Genomic DNA, 26,008 nt, shown 5'->3' with positions numbered 1-26,008 from the left:
GGGTGCTGACGTCTCCGTTCGCGACGGTTCGCGTGAGCCGGCGCGTCCCGCTCGGCTCCCGTCGGATGCGACGTCTCCGCGCCGAAGGGTTGACCGCTCGTCGAGGCGGTGGATAGGCTCCGACTGTCAGCAACCGATTGAAACGTTTCATCAATGAGGAGAAACGCGTGCGATCCAAACTCCGCAATGCAGCGACCGGCGTACTCGTCGCCGGCACCGTGTTCGCGTCAGTCATCTCGGCAGCACCGACCGCCGCATTCGCGGCCTCGTCGCAGGCGCCCGCCGTGACCGTCGGCGGGCTCGAGACGAACTCGACGAGATCCCCGCTCGGCATCCCGCTCGCCGCCCCGAAGCTGAGCTGGCAGCTCGCGTCGGCCGGCCGCGGGGTGACCCAGTCGGCCTACCAGGTGCGCGTCGCCACCGGCAAGGATGCGCTGGAGTCGGCCGACGTGTGGGACAGCGGCCGCGTCGAGTCGGGCGCCTCGGTCGAGGTGCCCTACGGCGGCCCCGACCTCGAAGGGGCGACCCGCTACACCTGGCAGGTCCGCGTCTGGGACGGCGAGGGGCGCGCGACCGACTGGAGCAAGCCCGCCTCGTTCGAGACGGCGCTCGCCTCGCTCGACGAGTGGGACGGTGCCGACTGGATCGGCGCCGACTCCTCGATCCCGGCCGAGTGGACGGACTCGACGCTGAGCTTCACCGCCTCGAAGGTCTCGGGCGCGCTCGGCGTGTACTTCCGCGGCCGCGACGGGTCGAACGCGTACATGTGGCAGCTCAGCGAGAGCTCGAAGTCGCTGCGACCCCACGTGAAGTCGAACGGGGCGTACACGGTGCTCTCGGCGACGCCGTTCCCGGCCGGCTTCGACATCGCGGCGAAGCACGACTACTCGATCACCGTCGACGGCACGACGATCACGACGAAGGTCGACGGGGCCGTGCTCGACACCCGCACGGTCTCGACGCACACCGCGGCGGGCCTCGTCGGGTTCAGGACGAGCGGCGCGGAGACCGGAACCGTCTCGGCGGTGAAGGTCACCTCGAAGTCGGGCGACGTGCTGCTCGGCACCGACTTCCCGGCCAACGACCGCACCTTCACGGGCGGCGTCCTGAAGGGCGGCGACCTCGTCGTCTCGGGCGACACCGACGCCTGGTACGCCTACGGGGCCGACGTGCCGTTGCTCCGCACCGAGTTCGACGTCGACAAGGAGGTCGCCTCGGCCCGCGTCTACGCCGCCGCCCGCGGCCTCTACGAGCTGCAGCTCAACGGCGAGCCCGTCGGAGACCAGGAGCTCGCCCCCGGCTGGACCGACTACGACACCCGCATCCAGTACCAGAGCTACGACGTCACCGACCTCGTGAACGACGGCGACAACGCGCTCGGCGCCGAGATCGCGAACGGCTGGTACGCCGGACGCGTCGCCATGTTCGGCGACTCGATCTACGGCAGCGACACGTCGCTCATCGCGCAGCTCCGCGTCCGGTACACCGACGGATCCGAGGACGTCATCGCCACCGGCGACGACTGGCGCACCACGAACGGGCCGACCACCTCGGCCGACCTGCTCGACGGCGAGGCGTACGACGCCCGGCGCGCGGCCGAGGTCGGCGACTGGGCCGAAGCCGGCTACGACGACGACGACTGGTCAGACGCCGTCGTGCGGCCGTCGGCCACGGCGAAGCTCGAGCCCCAGACGGCCCCGCCCGTCCGCGTCGTCGACGAGCTCGACGCGAAGGCCCTCCCGAGTCCGGCCGAGGGCGTCCACGTCTACGACCTCGAGCAGAACATGGTCGGGCACGTGCGCGTGAAGCTCGCCGGCGAAGCCGGGCAGACCGTCCGCATCCGCGTCGCCGAGGTGCTGAACCCCGACGGCAGCCTCTACACCGCGAACTTCCGCAGCGCGAAGGCGACCGACTACTACACCTTCGCCGAGGACGGCACCGCGACCTGGGAGCCGAAGTTCACGTTCCACGGGTTCCGCTACGTCGAGATCACCGGGGTCGACGAGGCCCCGCCTGCGAGCGGCATCACGGGCGTCGTCGTCGGCAGCGACAACACGCCGACCGCCTCGCTCGAGACGAACTCCGCCCTCGTGAACCAGCTGCAGAGCAACATCCTGTGGGGCCAGCGCGGCAACTTCGTCTCGATCCCCACCGACACGCCCGCGCGCGACGAGCGCATGGGGTGGACCGGTGACATCAACGTCTTCGCGAACACCGCGAACTACAACATGGACTCGCAGCTGTTCCTCACGAAGTGGCTGCAGGACCTGCGCGACACGCAGAACGCCGAGGGCTCCTTCCCGGGAGTCGCACCGATCATCCCGGGTCGCTTCGACGGGGGCTACGGCCGGGCCGGTTGGGCCGACGCGGGCGTGCACGTGCCGTACTCGATCTGGAAGGCGTACGGCGACACCCAGGTGCTCGCCGACAGCTACGACTCGATGAAGCGGTACGTCGACTACCTCGACGCGAGCGCGGTCGGTCACATCCGCAACGTCGGCGGCTACAACGACTGGCTCAACCTCGACGACGACACCCCGGCGACGGTCATCGACACCGCGTTCCTCGCCAAGGGCACCCGCGAGTTCGCCGAGATGGCGAAGGCGCTCGGCCACGACGACGTCGCGGCCGAGTACGCCGAGCGCTACGAGGCGATCAAGGCGGCCTACGTCGCGGCGTTCGTCTCGGCCGACGGCACCGTGCGCGGCGACTCGCAGACCGCGTACATCCTGACGATCATGAACGACCTCATCCCCGACGGGCTGGAGGACGCGGTCGCGACGCAGTTCGAGGAGACGCTCGCACGCCGCGGCAACCACCTCTCGACGGGCTTCCTCGGCGTCGACGGACTGCTGCCGGCGCTCACGAAGATCGGCCGCACCGACATCGCGTACACGCTCCTGCAGAACACCGACTACCCGTCGTGGGGCTACGAGATCGGCAAGGGCGCGACGACGATCTGGGAGCGATGGAACTCGATCATGCCCGACGGCTCGTTCGGACCGGTCGAGATGAACTCGTTCAACCACTACGCGTACGGCGCGGTCGGCGAGTGGATGTACCGCACGATGGCCGGCGTCTCGGCGCTCGAGCCCGGCTACCGCAAGGTGCTCGTCGCACCGCAGGCCGGCACGGGCATCGACCGCGTCGACTACTCGCTCGACACGCCCTACGGCACCGTCGTCTCCGACTGGCGAACGGATGCCTCGGGCACGATGCGGCTCGACGTGACGGTGCCGGCCAACACCACGGCCGAGATCCGCATCCCGACCTCGAGCCGGTGGGCGATCACCGAGGGCGGCGTGCCCGCCTCGTCGGCGCGCGGCGTCGAGTTCGTGCGTGAAGCCGACGGCGCCGCGGTGTTCACCGTGGGCTCGGGCGAGTACGAGTTCGGGCAGGACGCGACGCTGGGTCGTCTCGGCGACACCCGTGAGGCGGCCGACGCGTTCGGCGCGAAGGTCGCCGACCTCGGCGACGCCGGGGCGCTCTCGGCGGAGCAGGCGGAGACGCTCGCCGAGGACGCCGACGCGTTCGACGACCGGGCCGGGAAGGCCTGGGACGCGTACGTCGGCGACGCGAAGGGCCGCGACCGCGACCTCCGCACCGCCGCGGCGGCGCACAAGGCGCTGAGCACGATCCAGTCGATCTCGGCCTACCTCGACCGCGAAGTCGACCACGGTGCGCTCGCCGTCGAGACCGCCGATGCATTGCGCGGCATCCTCGACCCGGCGTCGGCGAAGCTGACGCAGGCCTGCGCCACGCTGGCCGGTGCGGAGATCTCGCTCGAGGTGCCCGCCGACGGCGTGTTCCCCGGCGACACCGCCCGGGCGACCCTCGCGGTCGAGGTCACGGGCGGCAAGAAGCTCGGGCAGGTCTCGGCGAAGCTCGCGTCGGACGACGGCTTCGCCGTGACGGCCGACGGCCGCAGGCTGCCCCAGCTCGCGCCGGGTGCGTCGTCGTCGTTCGGCTTCGACGTCGCGGTGCCGGCCGATGCCGAACCGGGCCGCTACGGCCTGAGCGGCTCGCTGACCTACCGGTACGAGGGCACCGACGTCGAGATCCCCGTCGAGGCGGAGCTCGTCGTGTCGGCGCCGGTCGTCGTGGAGGACGTCACGATCGAGCCGACGTCGGCGCACCCCGGTGACGTCGTCTCGGTGACGGTCGACCTCGGCAACCTGACCGACGACGCGCGCACGGGAGACGTGCGCGTCGAGGGTCCCGACGGCTGGGGCGACGCGACGGTCGCGTACGAGCTCGCGGCCGGGGCCTCCGCCGCCGCGACCGTCGAGGTCACCGTGCCGTACACCGTGACCGCAGGCGACGCCGCCCTGACGGCCTCGGTCGGCTCGAGCGAGGAGGAACGTCGCAGCGCGACGCTCGCCGTCGGCCTCACGAACGCCCCGGCGATCGTGATCGACCACGTCGACCTCGGTCTGGCGCAGTCGGAGCGCTCGCACGGCCTCACCGCCTCCGAGCACTCCGGCACCTCGAGCGAGGCGGGCCTCACGCGCCGCTACACGCACACGTCGTACCCGGGCGGCTGGTTCGAGTTCGACGTCGCGGTGCCCGCGGGCGAGCCGTTCGTGGTGCGTGCGGTGGAGACCTTCGACGGCGCGCGCCAGAAGACGTACGACGTGTCGGCCGACGGCGCGACGGTCTTCGAGCAGCGGTACGCGCGCACCGCGGCCGGCGCCGGCACGATGACCTCCCAGTTCCTGGTCGAGCCGTCCGAGGCGACGGCTGACGGCACGGTGCGCCTCCGGTTCCAGGACGTCGACGGGGGCTACGACCCCTCGATCGCCGACGTCTGGGTACTGCCGGCGACGCCCGGGCTCGACGCGGCCGAGAACGTGCTGGCCGGGTCGGTCGCGACGGCACGCACGAGCCTGCAGTCGGCACCCGCGTGGAGCACCGCCAACCTCGTTGACGGCAAGCGCGAGAGCGTCGCCGGCGGGGCGAAGGGCTACACGTCGAACGGCCCCGACCGCTCGCAGACGGGCGTCGACCAGTGGGTCGCATTCGACCTCGGCGCGGCGAAGGCCATCGACACGGTCGTCGTCTACCCGCGCACGGCGACCGCCGACGACCCGGCGGCCGACGGGGCCGACGGGGCGCACTTCCCGAAGGCGTTCGCGCTGCAGGTGAGCGACGACGGCCGGACGTGGACGACGGTGAAGCAGGTCACCGGGCAGGCCGACCCGGGGCCGCGGCCTCAGACCTACCGGTTCGACGCCGTGCAGGCACGCCACGTGCGGGTCGCCGTGACCGAGCTCGGACGGCCCACCGCCGACGAGGGGCGCCTCGGCTACTACCGGTTGCAGCTCGCGGAGGTGCAGGCCTTCCAGCTCGGCTGACCGGGGGCCGCCGGCGGCGGGCCGGGCGCACCGACACGGGGTGCCCGGCCCGCTCACGCGCGCCCGCGTTGTGCGCGCTCGCGCGCGGACGTCGAGGTGACGCCGGGTGCGGAGGCGGGTGCCGGGCCGGTGCGCCTGCTCCTGGGTCAGACGAGGCGGGCCAGCGACTCGGCGACGATCTCGGCGACCGCGTCGTGGGCGCGCTCGCGGTCGCCGGCCACCAGGCCGATGCGGGTGCGCCGGTCGAGCACGTCGTCGACGTCGAGGGCGCCCTCGGCGCGCACCGCGAACTCGATCTCGGCGCGGGTGACGTCGAGACCCGGCTCGATGCGCGCGCCCGCGTCGCGGCAGCGGGCGAGTTCGAGCACGGTGGATGCCTCGGCGCCGAAGCGGGCCGTGAGCGACGCCGGCGGGGTGCGCCCGGGAGCCGGCCGCTGGGCGACGCCGGGCCGGGCAGTCGCACCCGCGTCCGCGTAGGCGACGGACGAGCCGGGCGCGCCGACGAGCGCGAGCTCCGCGGTGCGGCACCCGGGGTCGTCGAGCCCCGCATGCCGGCAGGCCAGGTCGACCGCGTCGCGGGCCATCGCCCGGTAGGTCGTGAGCTTGCCGCCGAGCACGTTGACGAGCCCCGAGCCCGAGACGCCGACGTGGTGCCGGCGCGAGATGTCGGCGGTCGCGCCGTCGCCGCCGGTGTCGATGAGCGGGCGGAGCCCTGCGAAGGCGCCGAGCACGTCGCCCCGGTCGAGGGGCCGTTCGAGCGCCGACGAGACGGTGCGCAGGAGGAAGTCGATCTCGTCGTCGTGGGGTCGCGGCACGTCGGGCACCGGGCCCGGGGCATCCTCGTCGGTGAGCCCGACGACGACGCGGCCGAGCTGCTGCGGCAGCGCGAAGACGAAGCGGCTGATCGAGCCGGGATGCGGCACCGTGAGCGCCGCGCTCGGGTGGCCGACCGCGGCCGCGTCGAGCACGAGGTGGGTGCCGCGGCTCGGGCGCATGCGGATGCCCGGGTCGACCTCGCCCGCCCAGACGCCCGTCGCGTTGACGACGACGCGGGCGGGCACCCGCATCGAGCCGCCGCCGAGACCGTCGGTGAGGGTCGCGCCGCCGCCTTCGGCCCCGGAGACCTTCACGCGCGTCAGCACGGTCGCGCCGTACGCCGCGGCCGTGCGGGCGAGGGCGACGACGAGCCGCGCGTCGTCGACCAGTTGCCCGTCGTACGAGACCACGCCGCCGCGAAGCCCCGTGCGGCGGAGGGCCGGGGCGAGTCGGAGTGCCTCCTCGCGGCCGACGCGCCGCGGGTGCGCGAGCACCGCGCCGGGGGTGCGGGCCAGCATGCGCAGTCCGTCGCCGAGGCCCATGCCCAGGCCGCCGGCCACTCGCTGCTTCTGCGAGACCGAGGGCACGAAGGGCAGCAGCTGGGGGAGGCTCCGTACGAGGTGCGGGGCGATGCGGGTCATCAGCAGGTGCCGTTCGAGCGCACTCTCGCGGGCGACGGCGACGTCGCCGGTGGCGAGGTAGCGCAGGCCGCCGTGCACGAGCTTCGAACTCCACCGGCTCGTGCCGAACGCGAGGTCGTGCGCCTCGGCGAGCACGACCGAGAGCCCGCGGCTCGCCGCGTCGAGCGCGACGCCCGCACCGGTCACGCCGCCGCCGATCACGAGCACGTCGACGGGCTCGCGGCGTTCGGCGAGGGCATCGAAGCCGCGGTTGCGGCGGGCCGCGTTCAGTGCCGACGAACCCGCCGGGGCCGCCGCGCGGGAGGTCAGGGGCGCAGGTGCCCGTCGAGTGCGTGCCAAAGTTCGCTGCTCCAATGCGGCTCGTCGATGAGGGTGGAGACGGTGTTGTGCGAGAGGATCGCCGACTGCGCGATGAGCAGCAGCATGACCGCGAGGTCGCTCGGGGCCCCGGCGCGCACGGTGCCGCCCTGCTGTGCGAGGGCGATCGCCGAGGCGAGCCACTGCAGGATCACCCGCTGGCTCGAGCCGATGCGCTGCAGGGTGTAGCGCGTGAACACCTCGGGCTCGCGCTCGAGCAGGCGCCCGTAGAGCGGGTCGGTGCGGAACAGCTCGGAGTAGCGCAGTACGTCGCGCACGATCTCGTCGCGCGTTCGCGCCGGTTCGGGGAACCGCTCGATGAGTGAGACGGTCTGGCGGTGCAGGGCGGCGCGCACGATCTCGTCGGCGCTCGCCCAGCGGCGGTACACGGTCGGCCGGCTCACCCCGGCGTCGCGCGCGACCTCGGCGACGGTGACGCCGCCGACGCCGCGAGCGGCGATGAGGTCGGCGGCCGTGTCGAGCATGCGCGTCTCGGCCTCGCTCCAGGCGGGGCGGTCGAGCTCGAGTGCTTGACGATCTTCCATGATGTGTCACACTGTAACGCATGGTCGACGAAGACGGCAGCGCCCCCACCGCCACGACGGCGAGCGACGAGACATCCGCCCCGATGCGCTGGAACGGCTGGGGAGACCCCGCGAAGGCGAAGGAGCTGCCGCTCGCCGTGCGCACCCTCCTGCCGATGCTGCTCGGCCGCACGCCGAAGCCGGCCCCCGCCGCGACGCTCGACGAGGTCGAGCTCGAGGCCTCGCGGCTCGGCGACGACGACCGCGCCGTGCTCGCCGACGTGGTCGGCCCGGCGCATCTCGCCGTCGACGACGAGGCGCGCATCCGCCACGCGGGCGGGCGCTCGACGCCCGACCTGCTGCGCCGTCGCGCGCACCGGCAGGATGCCCCCGACGCCGTCGTGAGCCCCGCCGGCCACGCCGAGGTCGCCGAACTCCTGCGCCGCTGCGGCGAACGCGGCATCGCCGTCGTGCCCTTCGGCGGCGGCACGAGCGTCGTCGGCGGGCTCGACCCCGAGCGCGGCGGGCACCCCGCGGTGATCGCGCTTGACCTCGGCCGCCTCACGGGGCTCGTCTCGCTCGACGAGACGAGCGGCGAGGCCGTGCTGCTCGCCGGCACGACCGGCCCCGAGGCCGAACGCCTGCTCGGCGCCCACGGCCTCGAGCTCGGCCACTTCCCGCAGAGCTTCCGCTACGCCACCCTCGGGGGCTTCGCCGCCGCCCGCTCCTCGGGCCAGAACTCCGCGGGCAACGGGCGCTTCGACGCGATGGTCACCGGCCTCCGGGTCGCGACGCCGACCGGCGAGCTCGAGCTCGGGCGGGCGCCCGGCTCGGCCGCCGGCCCAGACCTGCTGCGTCTCTTCCTCGGCTCGGAGGGCGCCTTCGGCGTCATCACCGAGGTGCGGCTGCGCGTGCATCCTGTTCCCGCCGTGCGCCTCGCCGAGGCGTGGATCTTCCCCGACTTCACCACCGGCGCCGCAGCGCTGCGGAAGGTCGCGCAGTCGGGCACCGGGCCCACCGTCATCCGGCTCTCCGACGAGGCCGAGACCGGCGTCTCGCTCGCCCAGGTCGGCCGCATCGGCAAGGCGCTCGCGAAGGGCGCGAGCGCCGTCACCGTCTTCGAGGGGGAGCCCGAGATCGCGGCCGAGCGTCACGCCCGCACTGCCGCGGTGCTGCGCGCCGCGGGCGGCACCTCGACCGGCCCCGCCGCCGCCGAGGAGTGGGTGCACGGCCGCTTCAACGCTCCGTACCTGCGCGACGCGCTGCTCGACCACGGCGTCTTCTGCGAGACCCTCGAGACGGCGACGACGTGGTCGAACCTCGAGCGACTGAAGCGCGAGGTCACCGCGGCGATCTCCGACGGCTTCTCCGCGCAGGGCGCGAAGTCGCTCGTGCTCTGCCACGTCTCGCACGTCTACCCGACGGGCGCCGCGCTCTACTTCACGATCCTCGCGGGCGTGAAGGGCGAGCAGCTCGCCGCGTGGGCGCCCGTGAAGTCGGCGGTCAACGATGCGATCATCGCCGGCGACGGCACGATCAGCCACCACCACGGGGTCGGTCGCGACCACGCCCCCTGGCTCGAGCGCGAGGTCGGCGAGGTCGGGGTGCGCCTGCTGCGCGCCGTGAAGGCCGAGCTCGACCCGGCCGGGGTGATGAACCCCGGCGCGCTCGTCGCCGCGGGCGAACGCGCAGAACCCGGGAGCCGCTGAGATGACCGGGCACACCGTCGTGCTCGTGAACCCCAGCTCGGGCCGCGGTCGCGGCGCCGAGGCCGCGCAGCGGGCCGTCGCCCGGCTCGAACGGCTCGGCGCCGACGTGCGCGTGTATGCGGGCGACTCGGTCGACGACACCCGCCGGCTCGCCGTCGAGGCGGTCGCGAGCGGGCCGCGTGCGCTCGTCGTCGTCGGCGGCGACGGCACCCTCTCGTCGGTGCTCGACGCCGTCGTCGGTTCGGGGGTGCCGATCGCGCTGGTGCCCGCGGGCACGGGCAACGACCTCGCCCGCGCGCTCGGCCTGCCGTTCGAGGCCTCCGACGCGGCGGCCGAGGCTGCGGCGCTCGCCGTGCACGGCACGCCGCGCGCGATCGACGTCGGCGAGGTCGAGTCCGCGGCGGGCACGAGGCGGTTTCTCACCGTCGCGGCGCTCGGCTTCGACGCGCACGTCAGCGAGCGAACGAACCGTCTGCGCTGGCCGCGCGGACGCGCGCGCTATTACCTCGCCCTCGTGATCGAGCTCGCGCGCCTGCGCCCGATGCCGTTCGAGTACGGCCTCGACGGAGCGGCGCCGCGACCGGCGCCCGGCACGCTCATCGCCGTCGGCAGCACCCGCAGCTACGGCGGCGGCATGCCGGTGTGCCCCGGCGCGGTGCCAGACGACGGCCTCCTCGACGTCACGCACGTCGGGCCGCTCGGGCGCGCCAAGCTGGCCCGCCTCTTCCCGCTGCTGCTGCGCGGCACCCACGTCGACCGGCCAGAGGTCGCGACCGCAAGGGCGAAGCTCGTCGAGGTGGAAGCCCCGGGCCTCGTCGTCTACGCCGACGGCGAGCGGGTCGGCTCGGGGCGGGCGCGCATCAGGGTGGTGCCCGGGGCGCTCACCGTGCTCGTGCCCGCGTCGGGTACGGTGCCCGCCGCCGCCGAGGCCGGACGCGAGGCATCCGCATGACGGCCTTCGACCACGACGTCGTCATCGTCGGCTCGGGCTTCGGCGGCTCGGTCGCCGCCCTGCGGCTCGCGTCGAAGGGCTACGGGGTGCACGTCTACGAGGCCGGGCGCCGCTTCGCCGACGACGACTTCGCGAAGAGCTCGTGGAACCTCCGGCGGTACCTCTGGGCGCCCGCGCTCGGATGCTACGGGGTGCAGCGCATCCACAAGCTGCCGCACGTGATGATCCTCGCCGGCGCGGGCGTCGGCGGCGGCTCGCTGAACTACGCGAACACGCTCTACGAGCCGGGGCCGGCCTTCTTCACCGATCCGCAGTGGAGCGCGCTCGCCGATTGGCAGGGCGAGCTCGCGCCGCACTACGCGACGGCGAAGCGCATGCTCGGCGTCGTTCCCGAGTACCCCCACGAGGGGCCGGTGGAGCGCATCATGGCCGGCGCGGCCGACGATCTCGGGGTCGGCGAGACGTTCCGCCGAGCGCCCGTCGGCGTGTTCTTCGGCACTCCGGGCGAGACGGTGCCCGACCCGTTCTTCGGCGGCGACGGCCCCGACCGCACCGGGTGCACGCTCTGCGGCAACTGCATGGTGGGCTGCCGCGTCGGCGCGAAGAACACGCTCGCGAAGAACTACCTGCCGCTCGCCGAGCGCCTCGGCGCGACGATCGAGCCGCTGCGCACCGTGACCGAGGTGCGGGCGCTCCCGGGCGGCGGGTACGCCGTGACGACCGAGCGCAGCGGCGCGAGGCTGCGCCGCGTGCGGCGCACGGTCACCGCCGAGCAGGTGGTGTTCGCCGCCGGCACCTGGGGCACCCAGCAGCTGCTCCACCGCATGAAGGACTCGGGCGCACTGCCCGGCCTCTCCGACGCGCTCGGCCGGCTCACGCGCACGAACTCGGAGGCGCTCGACGGGGCGGTCGCCGTGTCGGTGCCCGAGGAGCTCGGCCTCGCCCGCGGCGTCGCGATCACGACCTCGTTCCACGTCGACGAGCGCACGCACGTCGAGAACGTCCGGTACGGTCCCGGGTCGAACCTGATGGGCGCCCTCGCGTCGGGGCTCGTGCCGGGCGGGCGCCCCCTGCCCGTGCGGCTCGGCGCGCTGGTCGGCGGCGCGCTGCGGCATCCGATCACGACCCTGCGGCTGAGCTCGCTCAGGCGCTGGAGCGAGCGCGGCATCATCGCGCTCGTCATGCAGACCGCCGACAACTCGCTCACGCTCTCGCTGAAGCACCGCTTCGGCGGGCGGCGCGTGCTCACGAGCGCCCAGGGCGAGGGGGAGCCGAACCCCAGCCACCTGCCGGGCGCGCACCTCGCCGCGGCGGCGATCGCGGCGCGCATGCAGTCGGCGGGAGGAGTGCGCGCCGAGGCCCGAGGGTCGTGGCCCGAGGTGTTCGGCATCCCGCTCACCGCGCACTTCCTCGGCGGTGCGGTCGTCTCGGGCTCGCCCGAGCGCGGGGTCGTCGACCCGTACCACCGCGTGTGGGGCCACCCTGGGCTGCACGTCGTCGACGGGGCGGCGGTGCCTGCGAACCCCGGGGTGAACCCATCGCTCACCATCACGGCGATGGCCGAGCGGGCGCTGTCGCACTGGCCGCGCCGCAGCGAGGCCGACGCCCGGCCCCCGCAGGAGGAGCTGCTCGCCTGACGTTGCTTCTGCAGGAGAATTGCGCTCGCACGCGCTGAGCGAGCGTCTCAGCGCAATTCTCCTGCAGAAGCGGGGGAGGTATCGCGGTGCTCAGCCGAGCGCGACCGTCGTCGCCACGAGGCATCCGCAAGCCCTGTCGGCGCCGACCGGTCGCGAGTAGCATCTCGCGCATGGCCGAGCTGCCGGATTTCTCAGACCTCCGTGCCCTCTACGTGAACTGCACGCTCAAACGAAGTCCCGAGAAGAGCCACACGCAGGGACTCATCGACGCGAGCGTCGCGCTGATGCGCGAGCATCGCGTCCAGGTCGACGATCTGCGGTTCGTCGACGTGGACGTCGCGACCGGCGTCTACCCCGACATGCGCGAGCACGGATGGCCCGCCGACGACTGGCCCGAGGAGGTGTGGCCGCGCGTCGAGGCCGCCGACATCCTCGTCGTGGGCGGGCCGATCTGGCTCGGCGACAACTCCTCGATCACGAAGAAGTTCATCGAGCGGCTCTACGCGATGAGCGGCGAGACGAACGACCGGGGGCAGTACGTCTACTACGGCAAGGTCGGCGGGGCCATCATCACGGGCAACGAGGACGGCATCAAGCACTGCGCGCAGAACATCCTGTACAGCCTGCAGCACATCGGGTACTCGATCCCGCCCGGTGCCGACGCCGGGTGGATCGGCGAGGCGGGCCCGGGGCCGAGCTACCTCGACCCCGGATCGGGCGGGCCCGAGAACGACTTCACCAACCGCAACACGACGTTCATGACGTACAACCTGCTGCACCTCGCGCGACTGCTGAAGGACGCCGGCGGGTTTCCGGTGGGCGGCAACGTGCGCTCGGAGTGGGACCACGGCGAGCACTACGGGTTCGAGGCGAACCCCGAGTACCGCTGAGCGGTGCCTAGCGTACCGGCCCGGCGCGGCCCGCGCGAGGGCGTCGCCGGGGTGCGCGGGAAACCTGGACGAACGCGTGGAATATCGTTCAACAATCCGGACGTCCGTCTCTTGAGCCGGGAGGGCGCCGCTCCGTAGGCTGCCCGTACGTCTCGGGGGAACGGGTTCCCACGTCTCCCTCGGATTCGTGTCGCATACGCGCCATGCCATCTCGAAGAGGAGAAGTACATGACCAACGGCTCGAAGTCCCGCAACCGGCGTCACCGCACGATCGGGGTCGCCTCGGCGGCCGCCCTCGCCCTCGCCACCCCCCTCATCGCGGGATCCCCCGCCCTCGCCGACGCGAACTTCCCGTCGCCGAACGGCACCACCAACACCGCCAGCATCGCCGATTACGACGACGTCGTCGCCGAGCTCACGAAGCTCGAGAAGACCTCCCGCTTCGGGCTCGACGCCTTCACGCTCGCCGAGGCCGGCACCGCCGTGAACACCTCCGAGACGGGTCGCGACCTCTACGTCGCGACCGTCGGCGACGGCCCCGAGAACGTGTGGCTGCAGGGCCGCATCCACGGCAACGAGCCCTACGGTACCGAGTCGCTCCTCGCGGTGCTGAAGGAGCTCGGCACCAACGGGTCGCCCGAGTGGAAGCTGTTGCGCGAGAGCTACACCTTCCACGTCATCCCGATGTACAACCCCGATGGCTCCGAGCTCAACATCCGCCACACGGTGCTGCAGGACGGCACGAACAAGCGCATCGACCTCAACCGCGACTGGGGCGTCGGCAAGTTCGAGGCGGCCGAGTCGGAGGCCTTCTACGAGTACTGGACGATGGTCGACCCGGCGTTCGCCATCGACATCCACCACCAGGGCCTCAAGACCGAGCGCGGCGACGGCGACGAGGTCACCCTCTCGCTCGGCGTCTCGCTCGCACCCGGCGGGCCCACGCTGCCGGGCATCGAGGGCGGTGCCTACGACGTGCTCACGCGCCAGATGCAGGTGCACGTCTACGACGAGCTCTCGAAGTACGGGTTCATCAACATCGACCGGTACGACGTCGGCCGCGGCATCGAGATCGACATCAAGGGCGGCGTCGTCTCGGCCATGATGCTCGGGCTCGACCACGACGGGCTCAACCCCGAGGGCCACAGCAACCCGGCGATCTTCTTCGAGACGAGCGGCAACACGAGCGACGGCAGCCTCGGCCAGAAGGCGCGCGGCAAGTCGATCCAGCAGAACGTGCTCGCCCTGCAGGAGCTGCTCGTCGGCATGGCGACCGGTGAGGTGCAGCAGGAGGACCCGGCCCGCTGGGACGAGATCCCGCACGCGCCGGTGACCGCGTACCAGACCGACACGGGCGTCATCCCCGCGTCGTTCTGACCCGCGCGCCCTCCGACGCACTCGCAGCGGCGGCCGGCCCCGGTTTCGGGGCCGGCCGCCGTCGCGTGCCGGCGTTCAGCTCCGCGCGTCGCGGCCCGCGAGGAAGGCGGCGTTGCCACGCAGCGCCGGCTCGTAGCGCGCAAGCTCCTCGGAGGGCACCCGGTCGGCGATGAGCTCGAGCAGGATCGCGACGGCGGCGTCGTGGCGCCCGGCCTCGTGCAGGCTCGTCGCGTGCCAGACCTTCAGCGAGTCGGAGTCGGGGAACCCGCGCCGAGCACGTTCGAGCACCTCGACCGACTCGTCGAGGCGGCCGAGGTTGCGCAGCGTGCTGCCGTACTGCAGCAGGCATCGCCGCAGCGCGTCGCCCGAGAGGCCCGACGCCATCGCGCGCTCGTAGTAGCCGGCGGCGGTCTCCTCCTCACCGGCGGTGTCGTACGCCCCGCCGACCTCGTAGAGCACCTCGGGTTCCTCGGGGTGCTCGGCGAGCACCCCGAGGAAGGCCTCGATCGTCGGTTGCATGTCGGCACGGTCGCGGGCGGCGAAGATCTCGCGGAGGCGGGCGGCGAGGGCGGGCGGCGTCTGGTGCGGCATCCGTTCAGTCTGCCGCAGCGCGACCCCGAACCGGCCGCAGCTCGACCCCGAACCGGCCGGCGCGCGACCCGGACGTCAGACCCGGGCGGGCACCAGGCGCTGGCGCTGGGCGCCGAGCCCGTCGATGCCGACCTCCATGACGTCGCCGGCCGAGAGGTAGGGGAACCGGCCCGACAGGGCCACCCCCTGCGGCGTGCCGGTGTTGATGAGGTCGCCCGGCTCGAGCACGAGGTACTGCGAGAGATGGTGGATGATCTCGGCCACGCTGAAGATCATGTCGGCCGTGTTCGAGTCCTGACGCGGCTCGCCGTTCACGGCCGACCAGAGCCGGAGGCTCTGGGGGTCGACCTCGTCGGCCGGCACGAGCGCCGGGCCGAGCGGGTTGAACGTCTCGCTGCTCTTGCCCTTCGACCACTGGCCGCCCGAGCGCGCCACCTGGAACTCGCGCTCGGAGACGTCGTTGCTCGTGACGTAGCCGGCCACGTGCTCGAGCGCCTCGTCGGGCGAGGCGAGGTACCTGGCCCGCTTGCCGATCACGACGCCGAGCTCGATCTCCCAGTCGACCTGCTCGGCACCGGGCGGCACCGCGACGTCGTCGAACGGGCCGACCACGGTGTTCGGGTGCTTGTAGAAGAGGATCGGCACGGTCGGCGGGGCGTCGCCGGATTCGGCGGCATGCGCCGCGTAGTTCTGCCCGATGCAGAGCACCGCGGTCGGCCGTGCGATCGGGGCGCCGATGCGCAGTGCGTCAGCGCCCCCCAGCTCGGGCAGCTCGCCGGCCGCCAGCGCGGCGCGGGTGCGCGCGATGCCGTCGGCGGCGAGGAATGCGCCGTCGATGTCGCGGGTGAGGGGGTCGAGCCGGTGGAAGCGACCGTCGTGTCGGACGACGGGCGTCTCCGAACCGGGCTCGCCGAGGCGCATGAGTTCCATGTGTGCTCCTGTGGGGTGAGGGGGTCGATGCGCGGCGCGCTCAGTGCGTGTACGGGCGGAACTTCTCGAGCTCGGGGTTGAGCTCGACTCCGAATCCGGGGGTCTCGGGCACCCGCAGCCGGCCGTTCACCGGCACGGGCTCGCCGAGCAGCATCGGCGAGAACATCGGCACGACCTCCTCGGCGGTCTCGTGCATCATGAGGAACTCCGAGAACGGGCTGTTCGTGCGGGTCACGACGAAGTGGTACGAGTACACCGACGAGCCGTGGGGGATCATCATCGCCCCGTGGGCGTCGGCGAGCGCCGAGATCTTGATGAGCTCGGTGATGCCGCCGCACCAGCCCACGTCGGGCTGGATGATGTCGGCCGCGCCCATCTCGAGCAGCTGGCGGAAGCCCCAGCGGGTCGCCTCGTGCTCGCCGGTCGTGACGAGCATGTTCGCGGGCACGCGCTTGCGGAGCTCGGCGTAGCCCCAGTAGTCGTCGGGCAGCAGCGCCTCCTCGATCCACTTCAGCCCGTATTCGGATGCCCCGTGGGCGAGCCTCGTGGCGTAGTCGAGATCGAGCGACATCCAGCAGTCGAGCATGAGCCAGAAGTCGTCGCCGACCTTCTCGCGCATGTCCCGCACCATCTCGAGGTTCTTGCGGAGGCCCTCCTCGCCCTCGGCGGGGCCGTGGTGCAGGGGCATCTTGCCGCCGATGAAGCCGAGCTCCTTCGCGCGGTCGGGGCGGGCGCCCGTGGCGTAGAACACGAGCTCGTCGCGCACGGGGCCGCCGAGCAGCGCGAAGACCGGCTCCTGCCGGATGCGGCCGAGGAGGTCGTACAGGGCGAGGTCGACGCCGCTGATCGCGTTGAGCACGACGCCGCGGCGACCGTAGAAGATGGTCGACTTGTACATCTGGTCCCAGATGCGCTCGATGTCGGTGACCTTCGAGCCCTCGAGGAAGCGCGCGAGGTGCTTCTCGACGATGTACGCGCCGAGCTCGCCGGCCGTCGTCACCGAGAAGCCGACCGTGCCGTCGTCGGCCTCGATCTCGACGACGAGCGTGCCGAGCACGTTGATGCCGAAGCTCTGGCGCGATTCGCGGTACTCGGGGTAGACCGACATCGGGGTCGCGATGTGGTCGTCGATCCAGTGCCCTCGGGCCTGGTCGTGGTAGTCGGCGCCGCCGCCCCGGAGGGTGTACGCACGGACCTGCCTGATGATTCGCTCTCGGGTCATCTCTCTGCCTTTCGAAACCTGTCGTCGCTCGTCGCCGTGCCGCGTCAGCGGTCGAAGCGCACGAGCACCTTTCCGGGAGTGCCGTCGCCCTCGGCGAGTGCGGCGAACGCGGCGTCCGCCTCCTCGGGGGCGACCTCCCGGCTGATGAGCTCGCCGATCTCGGCGCCGCCGCGGGCGACGTACGCCGCAGCGTCGACGAAGTCCTGCGCGGCGTACGTGAAGCTGCCGACGATGCTGCGCTCCTCGGTGCTCACGCGGAACGCCGGGAAGGCGACCTCGGGCGAGCCCATGCCGACGAGGCAGACCCGGCCGCCGAAGACCGTCGCGTTGAGCGCGTCGGTCAGGGTGGGGGTGATGCCGACCGCATCGAGGGCGACGTCGACGAGCCCGCCGTCCGCCATGACGCGGTCGGTCACCGACTCGGCCGCGGGGTCGACGACCTCGGCGCCGAGCCGCTCGCACAGCGCGCGGCGTGCGGGGTCGACCTCGCTGACGTACACCTGCTCGATGCCCTCGAGCTTGAGGGCCAGCACCACCGACTGCCCGATCGGGCCGCCGCCGACGACGAGTGCTCGCCGGTCGCCCTCCGATCGCACGCGCCGCACCGCGTGCAGGGCGACGGCGATCGGCTCGATGAGGGCGCCGAACTCGATCGGCATGTCGTCGGCGAGCGCGACGACGTTGCGCGCCGGCACGATCACGTACTCGGCGAACGAGGCGTCGTGCTCGGGGGCGACCCCGATCACGTACTTGCGCGGGTTGTGCTGCTCGCGGCCCGCGTACGTCTCGGCGTCCTCCACCGGCACGACGACCGGGTTGAAGGTGACCGGCTGATCGACGGCCAGCCCGAACGGCTCGGTGCCGTCGCCGAGCGCGGCGATCCGCCCGACCGACTCGTGCCCCATGATCTGGCCGGGGAAGCGCCGGCCGTTCTCGCCGGTGTAGCCGTGGACGTCGGAACCGCAGATGCCCGTCGCCACGATCCGGATGAGGACCTCGCCCTCGCCGGGCGCGGGGGCCGGCCGGTCTTCGACGCGGAGTTCGCCGATGTCGTGGAGGACCAGTGCTCGCATGTGAGTGGTGCTTTCTCGTGTGGTGTCGTCTGAGGGGTCGGTGCGCTGCGGTCGCTCAGGCGCTGTGCTCGGCGAGCAGCCGCTCGCTGACCTTCTTCTCGCCGTCGGTCGCCTTGATCGCCGGCACGAACCACTTGCTGAGGAAGATCAGCAGGGCGCCGACGGCGGCGATGATCGCGAGGAGGGTGAGCCCGGCGGCGGGGCCGAAGGCACCCTCAGCCCAGGTCTTCGCGATCGGGGCGACGAAGCCGCCGAGGCTGCCGAGCGAGTTGATGAGGGCGATGCCCGAGGCCGCGGCCGCGCCGACCACGAAGGAGGTGGGCAGGGTCCAGAAGACGGGCTGCACGGCGATGAAGCCGGCCGCGCCGAGCGAGAGCGACGCGAGGCCGAGCACCGGGTTCTCGATGACGCCCGAGAGCACGATGCCGATCGCGGCGGCGAAGAGCGCCGACGAGGCGATGAGGCGGCGCTGGCCGGTGCGGTCGGCGAGGCGCGAGAGCACGAACGTGACGAGCAGCGCGAAGCCCCAGGGCACGGCGGTCAGGAGCCCGACGCCGAGGCCGACGTCGCTGCCGACGAGCTCGGCGATCTGGGTCGGGAGGTAGAAGGTGATGCCGTAGACGCTCATCTGGATCGCGAAGTAGATCGCCGCGAAATACAGGATCTTCGGGTCGGCGAGTGCACGCAGGGCGCCGCGGGGGGAGTGGTCGGCCTTCGCCTCGTCCTCGCTGTCGATGGCGGCGACGAGGAGCTCGCGCTCGGGCTCGCTCAGCCACTTCGCGTCGCGCGGGCCGTTGTCGAGGTAGAAGAACGCGACGATGCCGACGACGACGGTGATCGCGCCCGTCACGAGGAACATGATCTGCCAGCCGGCGAGTCCGCCGAGGCCGTCGAGGTCGAGCAGCATGCCGGAGAGGGGGCCGCCGAAGATGAAGGCGAGCGGGGCGCCGAAGTAGAAGAGCCCGTTGACGCGGCCGCGGAACTCGAGGGGGATCCAGTAGGTGAGGAAGAGGATGACGCCGGGGAAGAAGCCGGCCTCCGTGATGCCGAGGAGCACGCGGAGCAGGTAGAAGATCCACTCCTCGGTCGCGAACATCATGAGCGCCGAGACGATGCCCCAGCTGATCATGATCCGCGCCAGCCAGATCTTCGCTCCGACCCGTCGCATGATGAGGTTGCTGGGGATCTCGAACGCGGCGTAGCCGAGGAAGAAGATCCCCGCGCCGAGCGCGTAGGCGGCGTCCGAGATCCCGGTGTCGGCCTGGAACGCCACCTTGGCGAAGCCGAGGTTCGCGCGGTCGAGGAACGCGAGGATGTACATCAGCAGCAGGATCGGGATGAGCCTGAGTGTGGCCTTGCGAACGACCGCGGCAAGGGTGGGGGCGGTCTCGGCCGTACCGGCGAGGGACATGTGCATCTCCATTGATCAGTCCGGGAAAAGCAGGTTCACATATGTGAACTGGCGTTCATGGGGCTGAACGCAGGGCATTGTGGCACAGACCGGGCCGTCTGCCAAGTCGATGGGGCGGATCAGTCCGCGGCAAGGCCCATCGCCTCGCGGATCGCCCGCGCGGCACGGTCGAGCGGGGCGTACAGCGAGTAGGGCCAGCCCTCGTCGGTGCGGCTCTTCGGCATCGTGATGCTGAGCGCCGACACGATGCCGGTGTCGCGCTCTGAGGTGACCGGCACCGCGACGCAGCGGCAGTCGGCGATGAACTCCTCGTCGTCGACCGCGAAGCCCGTGTAGCGCGCGTGCTCGATGAGCTTCATGAGCTCGGGCACCTCGGTGACGGTGCGCTCGGTCAAGCGCGGGAGGGCGACCGAGTGCAGGCGCTGCTCGGCGTCGGCCGGGTCGATCGAGGCCAGCAGCACCTTGCCGATGCCGGTCGCGTGCGCATGCAGGCGCATGCCGACGGTCGACGCGAGTCGCATGGGGTGGGGCGACGGGCTGATCGCGATGTAGACGTTCTCGACCCCGTCGAGGCGCGCCAGCTGCACTGTCTCGCCGGTCTCGATCGCGAGCGCGTCCATGATCGGCTTCGCGCACTCGGTCAGCAGGTGGTGCCCGTCGTACCGCTGCCCGACCTGCCACGCGTGCAGCCCGAGCGTGTAGCGCTTGCTGTCGTGACGCTGCGCGAGCCATCCCGAGCCGACGAGGGTCTGCAGCAGGCCGTGCGCGCTCGAGCGGGGGAGGCCGAGGTCGTCGACGATCTCGACGAACGAGGCCGAGCCGCGCTCGGCGATGAAGTCGATGAGCTCGAACGCGCGGCTCGCCGACTTGACGGGCGGCGCCGGTCGCGACGAACGCGGCGGAGCGGTGTCCGCCGAACGTGTCGTGACCGAGTCGGTCATGTCAGCTCACGCCTCGACGAGCGCCCGCTTCACGACGCTCGTGAAGAAGCCGAGTCCGTCGACGCCCGACCGCATCGCGGCGGGGGTGTCGGGGCCGAAGCCCGGCTCGACGGCGTGCTCGGGGTGCGGCATGAGGCCGACGACGTTGCCGCGCGCGTTCGAGATGCCGGCGATGTCGCGCAGCGAGCCGTTCGGGTTCACGTCGACGTAGCGGAACACGACACGGCCCTCGCCCTCGAGCCGGTCGAGGGTCTCGTCGGAGGCGATGAACCCGCCCTCGCCGTTCTTCAGCGGGATGGTGATCTGCTGGCCGGCCTCGAAGTCGGACGTCCACGCGGTCGACGCGTTCTCGACGGTGAGCAGCTGGTCGCGGCAGATGAACGAGCCGTGGTCGTTGCGGATGAGCCCGCCCTCGAGCAGGCCCGCCTCGGTCAGCATCTGGAAGCCGTTGCAGATGCCGAGCACCGGCATGCCGGCGTTCGCGGCCGCGACGACCTCGGTCATGATCGGCGAGAGCGACGCGATCGCGCCGCAGCGCAGGTAGTCGCCGTAGCTGAACCCGCCGGGCAGGATGAGCCCGTCGACGCCCTCGAGGTCGTGCGAGCCGTGCCAGAGCGCGACGGGCTCGCCGCCCGCGAGGCGCACCGCGCGCTGCGCGTCGCGGTCGTCGAGCGAGCCGGGGAAGGTGATGACGCCGATACGCATGCGAGCCCCGATCAGTGGGTCTCGCCGGCGGGGGCGCCGAAGCCGTCGCCCGAGACAGTGGCGGCCTCGGAGGCCTCTTCGGCGAGCTCGGCGTTGGTCACTTCGTAGTGGATGCCCACGACGTCCTCGATGACCTGGTTCGAGAGGATCTCCTCCGCGATCTGCTGCACGTTCGCACGCAGCGCGTCGTCGACGGGACCGTCGACGGTGAGCTCGAAGCGCTTGCCGATGCGCACGCCGCTGAATGCGGTGTGGCCGGTGCGGGCGAGGGCGCCGGCGACGGCCTTCCCCTGGGGGTCGAGCAGTTCGGCCTTGGGCATCACGTCGACGACGATGGTGGGCACCGCGGTTCTCCGTCCGGTGTCGAGGGTGTGGATGCCTCGATTCTAACCTGCGGCCGACCGCCTCCCGGATGCGGGCTGTCCGCACCCCACCGGGGCGGGGCAGGCCTCGATGCGGCCGGCGCCGGGGACGACGAGAATCCCGACATGAATCCCGTCGCACAGGTACTCGCAGCCCTCGAGGCGCTGACGCTCATCGCGGTCGGCGTGCTCGAGTCGTTCTTCTTCCGCAGCCCCGAGCTGTATCCCATCTTCCTCATCGAGGCCGACGAGTACGACGCCGTCGCGCTGTGGACGCGCAACGTCGGCGTCTACAACATGCTCATGGGCCTCGCCGTCGTCGTCGCGCTCGTCCTCGTGCATCGCTCCCAGGAGGTCGCGGGCCGGGCGATCATCCTGACGATCTCCGCGATGCACGTCGTGCTCGGCGTCTCGCTCGTGGTCACCGCGCCCGAGCTGTGGCTCTCGGCGGTGTTCGAGTTCGGCCTCGCGCTCGCCGTGATCCTCGCCATCGTGCTCGGCGACCGCCGCGGCCGGCGGGCGGTGGCGCCTGCGGCCGCGGCGTGATCGCCGCGTGATCAGCGCCGCGTGAGCGCCTTGATGGCGAGGCCGAGGGCGAGCAGCGCGGCCGCGCCGATCGCGATGACGACGCCCGGGCGCTCCCGGTACTGCGCCTTCACGTAGGCCACGCCGTCGTCGAGCGACTCCCGTGCGCCCGATGCCGCGGCACTCGCCTGGGCGGCGACGTTCTCCACCGCGCCGCTCGCGGCGTCGCGGACGTCGCGGATCACCTCGCCGACGGCGTCGGCGACGTCCTCGACGCGCTCGCCGGCCTCGTCGCCGAAGTCCTCGGCCGCGTCGCTCGCGCGGTCCGCGGCCCGCTCGGCCGCCTGGCGCGCCTTGATCACCGCGTCGTCGATGTTGCGTTCGGTGCCGGTCATGGCGTCTCCCTTCGAGAGATGATGCGCCATGCTACGCGCGCCGCCTCCGAGCGGACCGATTCGGGCGAGGGGGTTGCTCGCGGGGTCCTCGCTTGCTATCGGCTGCTGGGCGAACGGCGCCGAGGCCTTGCGGGACGATTGTTCCAGTCGTACTATTCCGAGCGGAATAATCGAACCGGATGCCTTCGGAGGACCCGCCATGGCCGAACTCTCGCCGCTCGGCGTCTCGGTGCTGGCCCTGCTCGCCGAGCGCGACATGCACGCCTACGAGATGTACCAGCTCATGCTCGAGCGCTCGGAGGACAAGGTCGTCAAGGTCTCGCCCGGCTCGCTCTACCGGGCCGTCGAGCGGTTCGCCGTCGACGGCCTGATCGCGGAGGTGGCCGTCGAGCGCCACGGCAACCGCCCCGAGCGCACCGTGTACGCGATCACCGACGACGGGCGCGAGCGGTTGCGCTCGACGATCGCGGGGATGCTCCGGAGCTACGTCAACGAGTACCCCGAGTTCCCCGTGGCCATCGGCGAGGCCCACCACCTTCCGGCCGACGAGGTCGCAGAGCTCCTCGGCGAACGGCTGGCGTCGATCCGCGAACTGCTCGGCTTCATCGACGGAGCGCTCGAAAAGATCGCCGCCCGCGGCCTGCCGACGGCCTACATCCTCAACGTCCACTACACCCGCACGCTCCTCGTCGCCGAGGCGACGTGGCTCGAACAGACCATCGGCGACCTCCGGTCGGGCGAACTCGCCTGGCCCGAGGCTTCCGCCTGAGACATCCATCACCGAACGGAGGCGTCCAGCCATGGAACGCACCCTGAAGCCGTGGCCCGCCCTCTGGGCGCTCGTCATCGGGTTCTTCATGATCCTCGTCGACTCCACGATCGTGTCGATCGCGAACCCCGCCATCCTCGACGACCTCGACACCGACCTCACGGCCGTCATCTGGGTCACGAGCGCCTACCTGCTCGCCTACGCCGTGCCCCTGCTCATCACCGGACGCCTCGGCGACCGCTTCGGCCCGAAGCGCGTCTACATGATCGGCCTCGTGATCTTCACGCTGGCCTCGCTCTGGTGCGGCCTGTCCGACGACATCACGACGCTCATCGCCGCCCGCGCGGTGCAGGGCCTCGGTGCCGCCCTCATGACGCCGCAGACGATGGCCGTGATCACCCGCATCTTCCCGCCGAACCAGCGCGGCAAGGCGATGGGCCTCTGGGGTGCCGTGGCCGGTGTCGCGACCCTCGTCGGACCGATCCTCGGCGGCGTGCTCGTCGACTCGCTCGGCTGGGAGTGGATCTTCTTCGTCAACCTGCCGGTCGGCGTAGTGGCCTTCGTCGCCGCGTGGCGGCTCGTGCCGAACCTCGAGATGCACGCTCACCGCTTCGACTGGCTCGGCGTCGTGCTCAGCGCCGTCGGCATGTTCCTCGTGGTCTTCGGCATCCAGGAGGGCGAGACCTACGACTGGGGCACGATCACCGGCCCCATCACCGTCTGGGGCGTGATCGTCACCGGTCTCGTCGTGCTCGCCGGCTTCGTGCTCTGGCAGGCGTTCAACAGGGCCGAGCCGCTGCTGCCGCTCGGGCTCTTCCGCGACCGCAACTTCTCGCTCTCGAACGTGGCGATCACCTTCGTCGGCCTCTCGATCGTGTCGATGCCGCTGCCCCTGGCGTTCTACTACCAGGTCGCGCGCGGGCTGACCCCGACGCAGGCGGCGCTCATGCTCATCCCGATGGCGGTCGTCACGGGCGCGATGGCGCCGATCGTCGGCCGGCTGGTCGATCGCATCGACCCCAAGTGGATCGCCGTCATCGGCTTCGCGATCACGGCGGCCGCCCTCGGCTGGACGGCGACGCTGCTCGAACCCGACACCGAGCTCTGGCTGCTGCTCATCCCGTCCGGCCTGCTCGGCCTCGGCCTCTCGGGCGTCTGGGCGCCGCTCGCCTCGTCGGCGACGCGCAACCTGCCGCAGTCGCAGGCCGGCGCCGGATCGGGCGTCTACAACATGACCCGCCAGGTCGGCTCGGTGCTCGGCTCGGCGGCGATCGCGGCGCTCATGAACGCCCGCCTGACCGCTGAACTGCCCGGCGTCGACACCAGTGCGGCCGAGCAGTCGGGCGCCGGGTCGGGCGGCATGCCGCCGCAGATCCTCGACGGCTTCACCGCGGCCATGTCGCAGTCGATGCTGCTGCCCATCATCGGCTTCGCCGCCGGCGCGATCGTCGTGCTCTTCTTCGCCAAGCCGAAGGTCACGGTGGCGTGGGGCGCGGGCGGTTCGGCGCCGGCGGATGCCTCGGTCGACGTGGATGCCTCGACGGCGGCCGCCCGCACCGAGTGGTCGGGCTGACGCGCCCTACGCCAGCCCCGCCCGCTCGGTGAGGACCTCGCGCAGCACCTCGCGCGTGGCATCCAGGCCGCGGTGCACCTCTTCGAAACTCGTCGACAGCGGTGAGAGGCCGATGCGCAGGCCGCCGGGGTCGCGGTAGTCGGGGATGACGTCGCGCTGCCAGAGCCGCGCCGTGACCTCGCGCATCGCGTCGTGGTGCAGGGTGACGTGGCCGCCGCGCTCCCCGGCGTCGGCCGGTGAGGCGAGCGTCACGCCGAGCGGGGCGAGCCATTCCTCGGCGAGCGAGATGGCGAACGAGGTCAGCGCGACCGACTTGGCGCGCAGCTGCGGCATCCCCGCCTCTTCGATCATCGCGAGGGTCTCCTCCATCGCGAGCATGCCGACGATGGGTGCCGTGCCGCTGATGAACCGGCGGATATCGGGCACGGGCTCGTAGGCGGGGCCCATCGTGAACATGTCCTTGGTGCCCCACCAGCCCTGGATCGGCTGCTCGAGCACGCCCTGCAGGTCGTCGCGCACGTAGGCGAACGCGGGGGAGCCGGGGCCGCCGTTGAGGTACTTGTAGGTGCAGCCGACGGCCAGGTCGAAGCCCCAGGCGTCGGCCTTCACCTCGACCGATCCGGCCGAGTGGCAGAGGTCCCAGAGGATGAGCGCGCCCGCGTCGTGCGCGATCCTGGTGAGCTCGGGGGCGTCGGCGAGGTACGCCGAACGGTAGGCGACGTGCGAGATCACGACGAGCGCGGTCTCGGGTCCGACGGCCTCGGCGAGCTGCTCGGGCGTCACGCCCGAGGACGTGTCGACGTCGATCCAGCGCAGGCGCATGCCCTTCTCGCGGACGATGCCGTCGACGATGTAGCGGTCGGTCGGGAAGTTGTCGGTGTCGATCACGATCTCGCGTCGAGCGGGGTCGCGTGCGAGCTGCGCGTCGACCGCGGCGCGGGCGAGCTTGTAGAGCAGCACGGTCGTGGAGTCGCCGATGATCGTCTGGCCGGCCTTCGCCTCGATGACGGCGCGGCCGATGCGATCGCCGATCTCGGTCGGCAGCTGCAGCCAGGACTCGTCCCAGCCGCGGATGAGGCGACCGCCCCAGTCTTCGCGGAGGAATCGCTCGACCCGCTCGACGGCCGACACGGGCGGGCGGCCGAGCGAGTTGCCGTCGAAGTAGACGAGATCCCCCTCGGCGCCGACGAAGCGCTTGCGGTAATGGGCGAGCCCGTCGGCGCGGTCCATGCGGCGGGCGAAGGCGAGGTTCGG

Annotated in this window: 20 protein-coding genes and 1 pseudogene; 9 read left to right on the top strand and 12 right to left on the bottom strand. The window is 72.0% G+C overall.

Going from position 1 to position 26,008, the window contains the following annotated elements:
- Window positions 1-167: 167 nt before the first annotated feature.
- On the top strand, window positions 168-5,354 hold the full coding sequence (locus ACFVTH_RS05400; protein ID WP_387087466.1) for a family 78 glycoside hydrolase catalytic domain: 5,187 nt from the start codon (window positions 168-170) through the stop codon (window positions 5,352-5,354).
- Between the two features lie 146 nt (window positions 5,355-5,500).
- Here ACFVTH_RS05400 and ACFVTH_RS05395 read toward each other — a convergent pair whose 3' ends face one another.
- Both ACFVTH_RS05395 and ACFVTH_RS05390 read right to left on the bottom strand, forming a co-directional pair.
- Complete coding sequence (locus ACFVTH_RS05395) at window positions 5,501-7,150, bottom strand: glycerol-3-phosphate dehydrogenase/oxidase (protein WP_387087464.1); 1,650 nt, start codon at window positions 7,148-7,150, stop codon at window positions 5,501-5,503.
- Window positions 7,117-7,713 carry a TetR/AcrR family transcriptional regulator gene (locus ACFVTH_RS05390; protein ID WP_387087462.1) on the bottom strand — a complete coding sequence of 199 codons (597 nt, stop codon included), beginning with the start codon at window positions 7,711-7,713 and terminating at the stop codon, window positions 7,117-7,119. Before ACFVTH_RS05390 ends, ACFVTH_RS05395 begins: the two co-directional genes overlap by 34 nt.
- A gap of 20 nt (window positions 7,714-7,733) precedes the next feature.
- On the opposite strand from ACFVTH_RS05390, the gene ACFVTH_RS05385 reads away from it, so the two are divergent.
- The 5 genes from ACFVTH_RS05385 (at window position 7,734) to ACFVTH_RS05365 (ending at window position 14,257) form a co-directional block, all read left to right on the top strand.
- Window positions 7,734-9,401 (top strand): FAD-binding oxidoreductase, encoded by a 1,668-nt coding sequence (locus ACFVTH_RS05385; RefSeq protein WP_387087460.1) that lies wholly within the window; start codon window positions 7,734-7,736, stop codon window positions 9,399-9,401.
- A 1-nt stretch (window position 9,402) separates the two neighbouring features.
- Complete coding sequence (locus tag ACFVTH_RS05380; RefSeq protein ID WP_387087458.1) at window positions 9,403-10,353, top strand: diacylglycerol kinase; 951 nt, start codon at window positions 9,403-9,405, stop codon at window positions 10,351-10,353.
- Complete coding sequence (locus ACFVTH_RS05375; protein WP_387087456.1) at window positions 10,350-11,990, top strand: GMC oxidoreductase; 1,641 nt, start codon at window positions 10,350-10,352, stop codon at window positions 11,988-11,990. The genes ACFVTH_RS05380 and ACFVTH_RS05375 overlap by 4 nt, the downstream gene beginning before the upstream one ends.
- 170 nt (window positions 11,991-12,160) lie before the next feature.
- On the top strand, window positions 12,161-12,880 hold the full coding sequence (locus tag ACFVTH_RS05370) for a flavodoxin family protein (RefSeq protein WP_387087454.1): 720 nt from the start codon (window positions 12,161-12,163) through the stop codon (window positions 12,878-12,880).
- 228 nt (window positions 12,881-13,108) lie between these two features.
- Window positions 13,109-14,257: a M14 family zinc carboxypeptidase gene (locus ACFVTH_RS05365; protein WP_387087452.1), complete on the top strand. Its 1,149-nt coding sequence runs from the start codon at window positions 13,109-13,111 to the stop codon at window positions 14,255-14,257.
- A gap of 75 nt (window positions 14,258-14,332) precedes the next feature.
- On the opposite strand, the gene ACFVTH_RS05360 is transcribed toward ACFVTH_RS05365, so the two are convergent.
- The 8 genes and pseudogenes from ACFVTH_RS05360 to purS form a co-directional block, all read right to left on the bottom strand.
- Window positions 14,333-14,848 (bottom strand): tetratricopeptide repeat protein, encoded by a 516-nt coding sequence (locus ACFVTH_RS05360; RefSeq protein WP_387087450.1) that lies wholly within the window; start codon window positions 14,846-14,848, stop codon window positions 14,333-14,335.
- 75 nt (window positions 14,849-14,923) lie between these two features.
- Window positions 14,924-15,778 (bottom strand): fumarylacetoacetate hydrolase family protein, encoded by an 855-nt coding sequence (locus ACFVTH_RS05355; protein WP_387087448.1) that lies wholly within the window; start codon window positions 15,776-15,778, stop codon window positions 14,924-14,926.
- 40 nt (window positions 15,779-15,818) lie between these two features.
- Window positions 15,819-17,000, bottom strand: coding sequence for an L-rhamnonate dehydratase (gene rhmD / locus ACFVTH_RS05350; RefSeq protein ID WP_386942223.1), 1,182 nt, complete (start codon window positions 16,998-17,000; stop codon window positions 15,819-15,821).
- Window positions 17,001-17,044: 44 nt separating this feature from the next.
- The gene (locus tag ACFVTH_RS05345; protein WP_387087446.1) at window positions 17,045-18,073 is read right to left on the bottom strand and encodes a zinc-binding dehydrogenase; all 1,029 of its coding nucleotides are present in this window, start codon (window positions 18,071-18,073) and stop codon (window positions 17,045-17,047) included.
- Window positions 18,074-18,128: 55 nt separating this feature from the next.
- Complete coding sequence (locus ACFVTH_RS05340; protein ID WP_387087444.1) at window positions 18,129-19,484, bottom strand: MFS transporter; 1,356 nt, start codon at window positions 19,482-19,484, stop codon at window positions 18,129-18,131.
- A 119-nt stretch (window positions 19,485-19,603) separates the two neighbouring features.
- Window positions 19,604-20,425: an IclR family transcriptional regulator gene (locus ACFVTH_RS05335; protein ID WP_387087442.1), complete on the bottom strand. Its 822-nt coding sequence runs from the start codon at window positions 20,423-20,425 to the stop codon at window positions 19,604-19,606.
- 6 nt (window positions 20,426-20,431) lie between these two features.
- The gene (gene purQ, locus ACFVTH_RS05330; protein WP_387087440.1) at window positions 20,432-21,130 is read right to left on the bottom strand and encodes a phosphoribosylformylglycinamidine synthase subunit PurQ; all 699 of its coding nucleotides are present in this window, start codon (window positions 21,128-21,130) and stop codon (window positions 20,432-20,434) included.
- A 110-nt stretch (window positions 21,131-21,240) separates the two neighbouring features.
- Window positions 21,241-21,474 (bottom strand): annotated as a pseudogene (purS, locus tag ACFVTH_RS05325) (phosphoribosylformylglycinamidine synthase subunit PurS); the annotation flags it as partial.
- A 144-nt stretch (window positions 21,475-21,618) separates the two neighbouring features.
- On the opposite strand from purS, the gene ACFVTH_RS05320 reads away from it, so the two are divergent.
- Window positions 21,619-22,038, top strand: a complete 420-nt coding sequence (locus tag ACFVTH_RS05320; protein WP_387087438.1) for a DUF1304 family protein — start codon at window positions 21,619-21,621, stop codon at window positions 22,036-22,038.
- An 11-nt stretch (window positions 22,039-22,049) separates the two neighbouring features.
- Here the strand turns inward: ACFVTH_RS05320 and ACFVTH_RS05315 are convergent, their stop codons facing one another.
- Window positions 22,050-22,412 carry a hypothetical protein gene (locus ACFVTH_RS05315; RefSeq protein WP_387087437.1) on the bottom strand — a complete coding sequence of 121 codons (363 nt, stop codon included), beginning with the start codon at window positions 22,410-22,412 and terminating at the stop codon, window positions 22,050-22,052.
- A 199-nt stretch (window positions 22,413-22,611) separates the two neighbouring features.
- On the opposite strand from ACFVTH_RS05315, the gene ACFVTH_RS05310 reads away from it, so the two are divergent.
- A complete protein-coding gene (locus ACFVTH_RS05310; protein WP_387087435.1) occupies window positions 22,612-23,181 on the top strand; it encodes a PadR family transcriptional regulator in 570 nt (189 codons plus the stop codon).
- A gap of 31 nt (window positions 23,182-23,212) precedes the next feature.
- On the top strand, window positions 23,213-24,754 hold the full coding sequence (locus tag ACFVTH_RS05305) for a DHA2 family efflux MFS transporter permease subunit (RefSeq protein WP_387087433.1): 1,542 nt from the start codon (window positions 23,213-23,215) through the stop codon (window positions 24,752-24,754).
- A gap of 6 nt (window positions 24,755-24,760) precedes the next feature.
- On the opposite strand, the gene ACFVTH_RS05300 is transcribed toward ACFVTH_RS05305, so the two are convergent.
- Window positions 24,761-25,984, bottom strand: coding sequence for a kynureninase (locus tag ACFVTH_RS05300; protein WP_387088747.1), 1,224 nt, complete (start codon window positions 25,982-25,984; stop codon window positions 24,761-24,763).
- Between the last annotated feature and the right edge of the window lie 24 nt (window positions 25,985-26,008).

Origin of the sequence: Agromyces sp. NPDC058104 (assembly GCF_042884835.1) — a bacterium.
In the GTDB taxonomy this organism is placed as follows: domain Bacteria; phylum Actinomycetota; class Actinomycetes; order Actinomycetales; family Microbacteriaceae; genus Agromyces.
The sequence above is the reverse complement of the archived record's forward strand: the minus strand, read 5'-3'. Positions and strand labels throughout refer to the sequence as shown.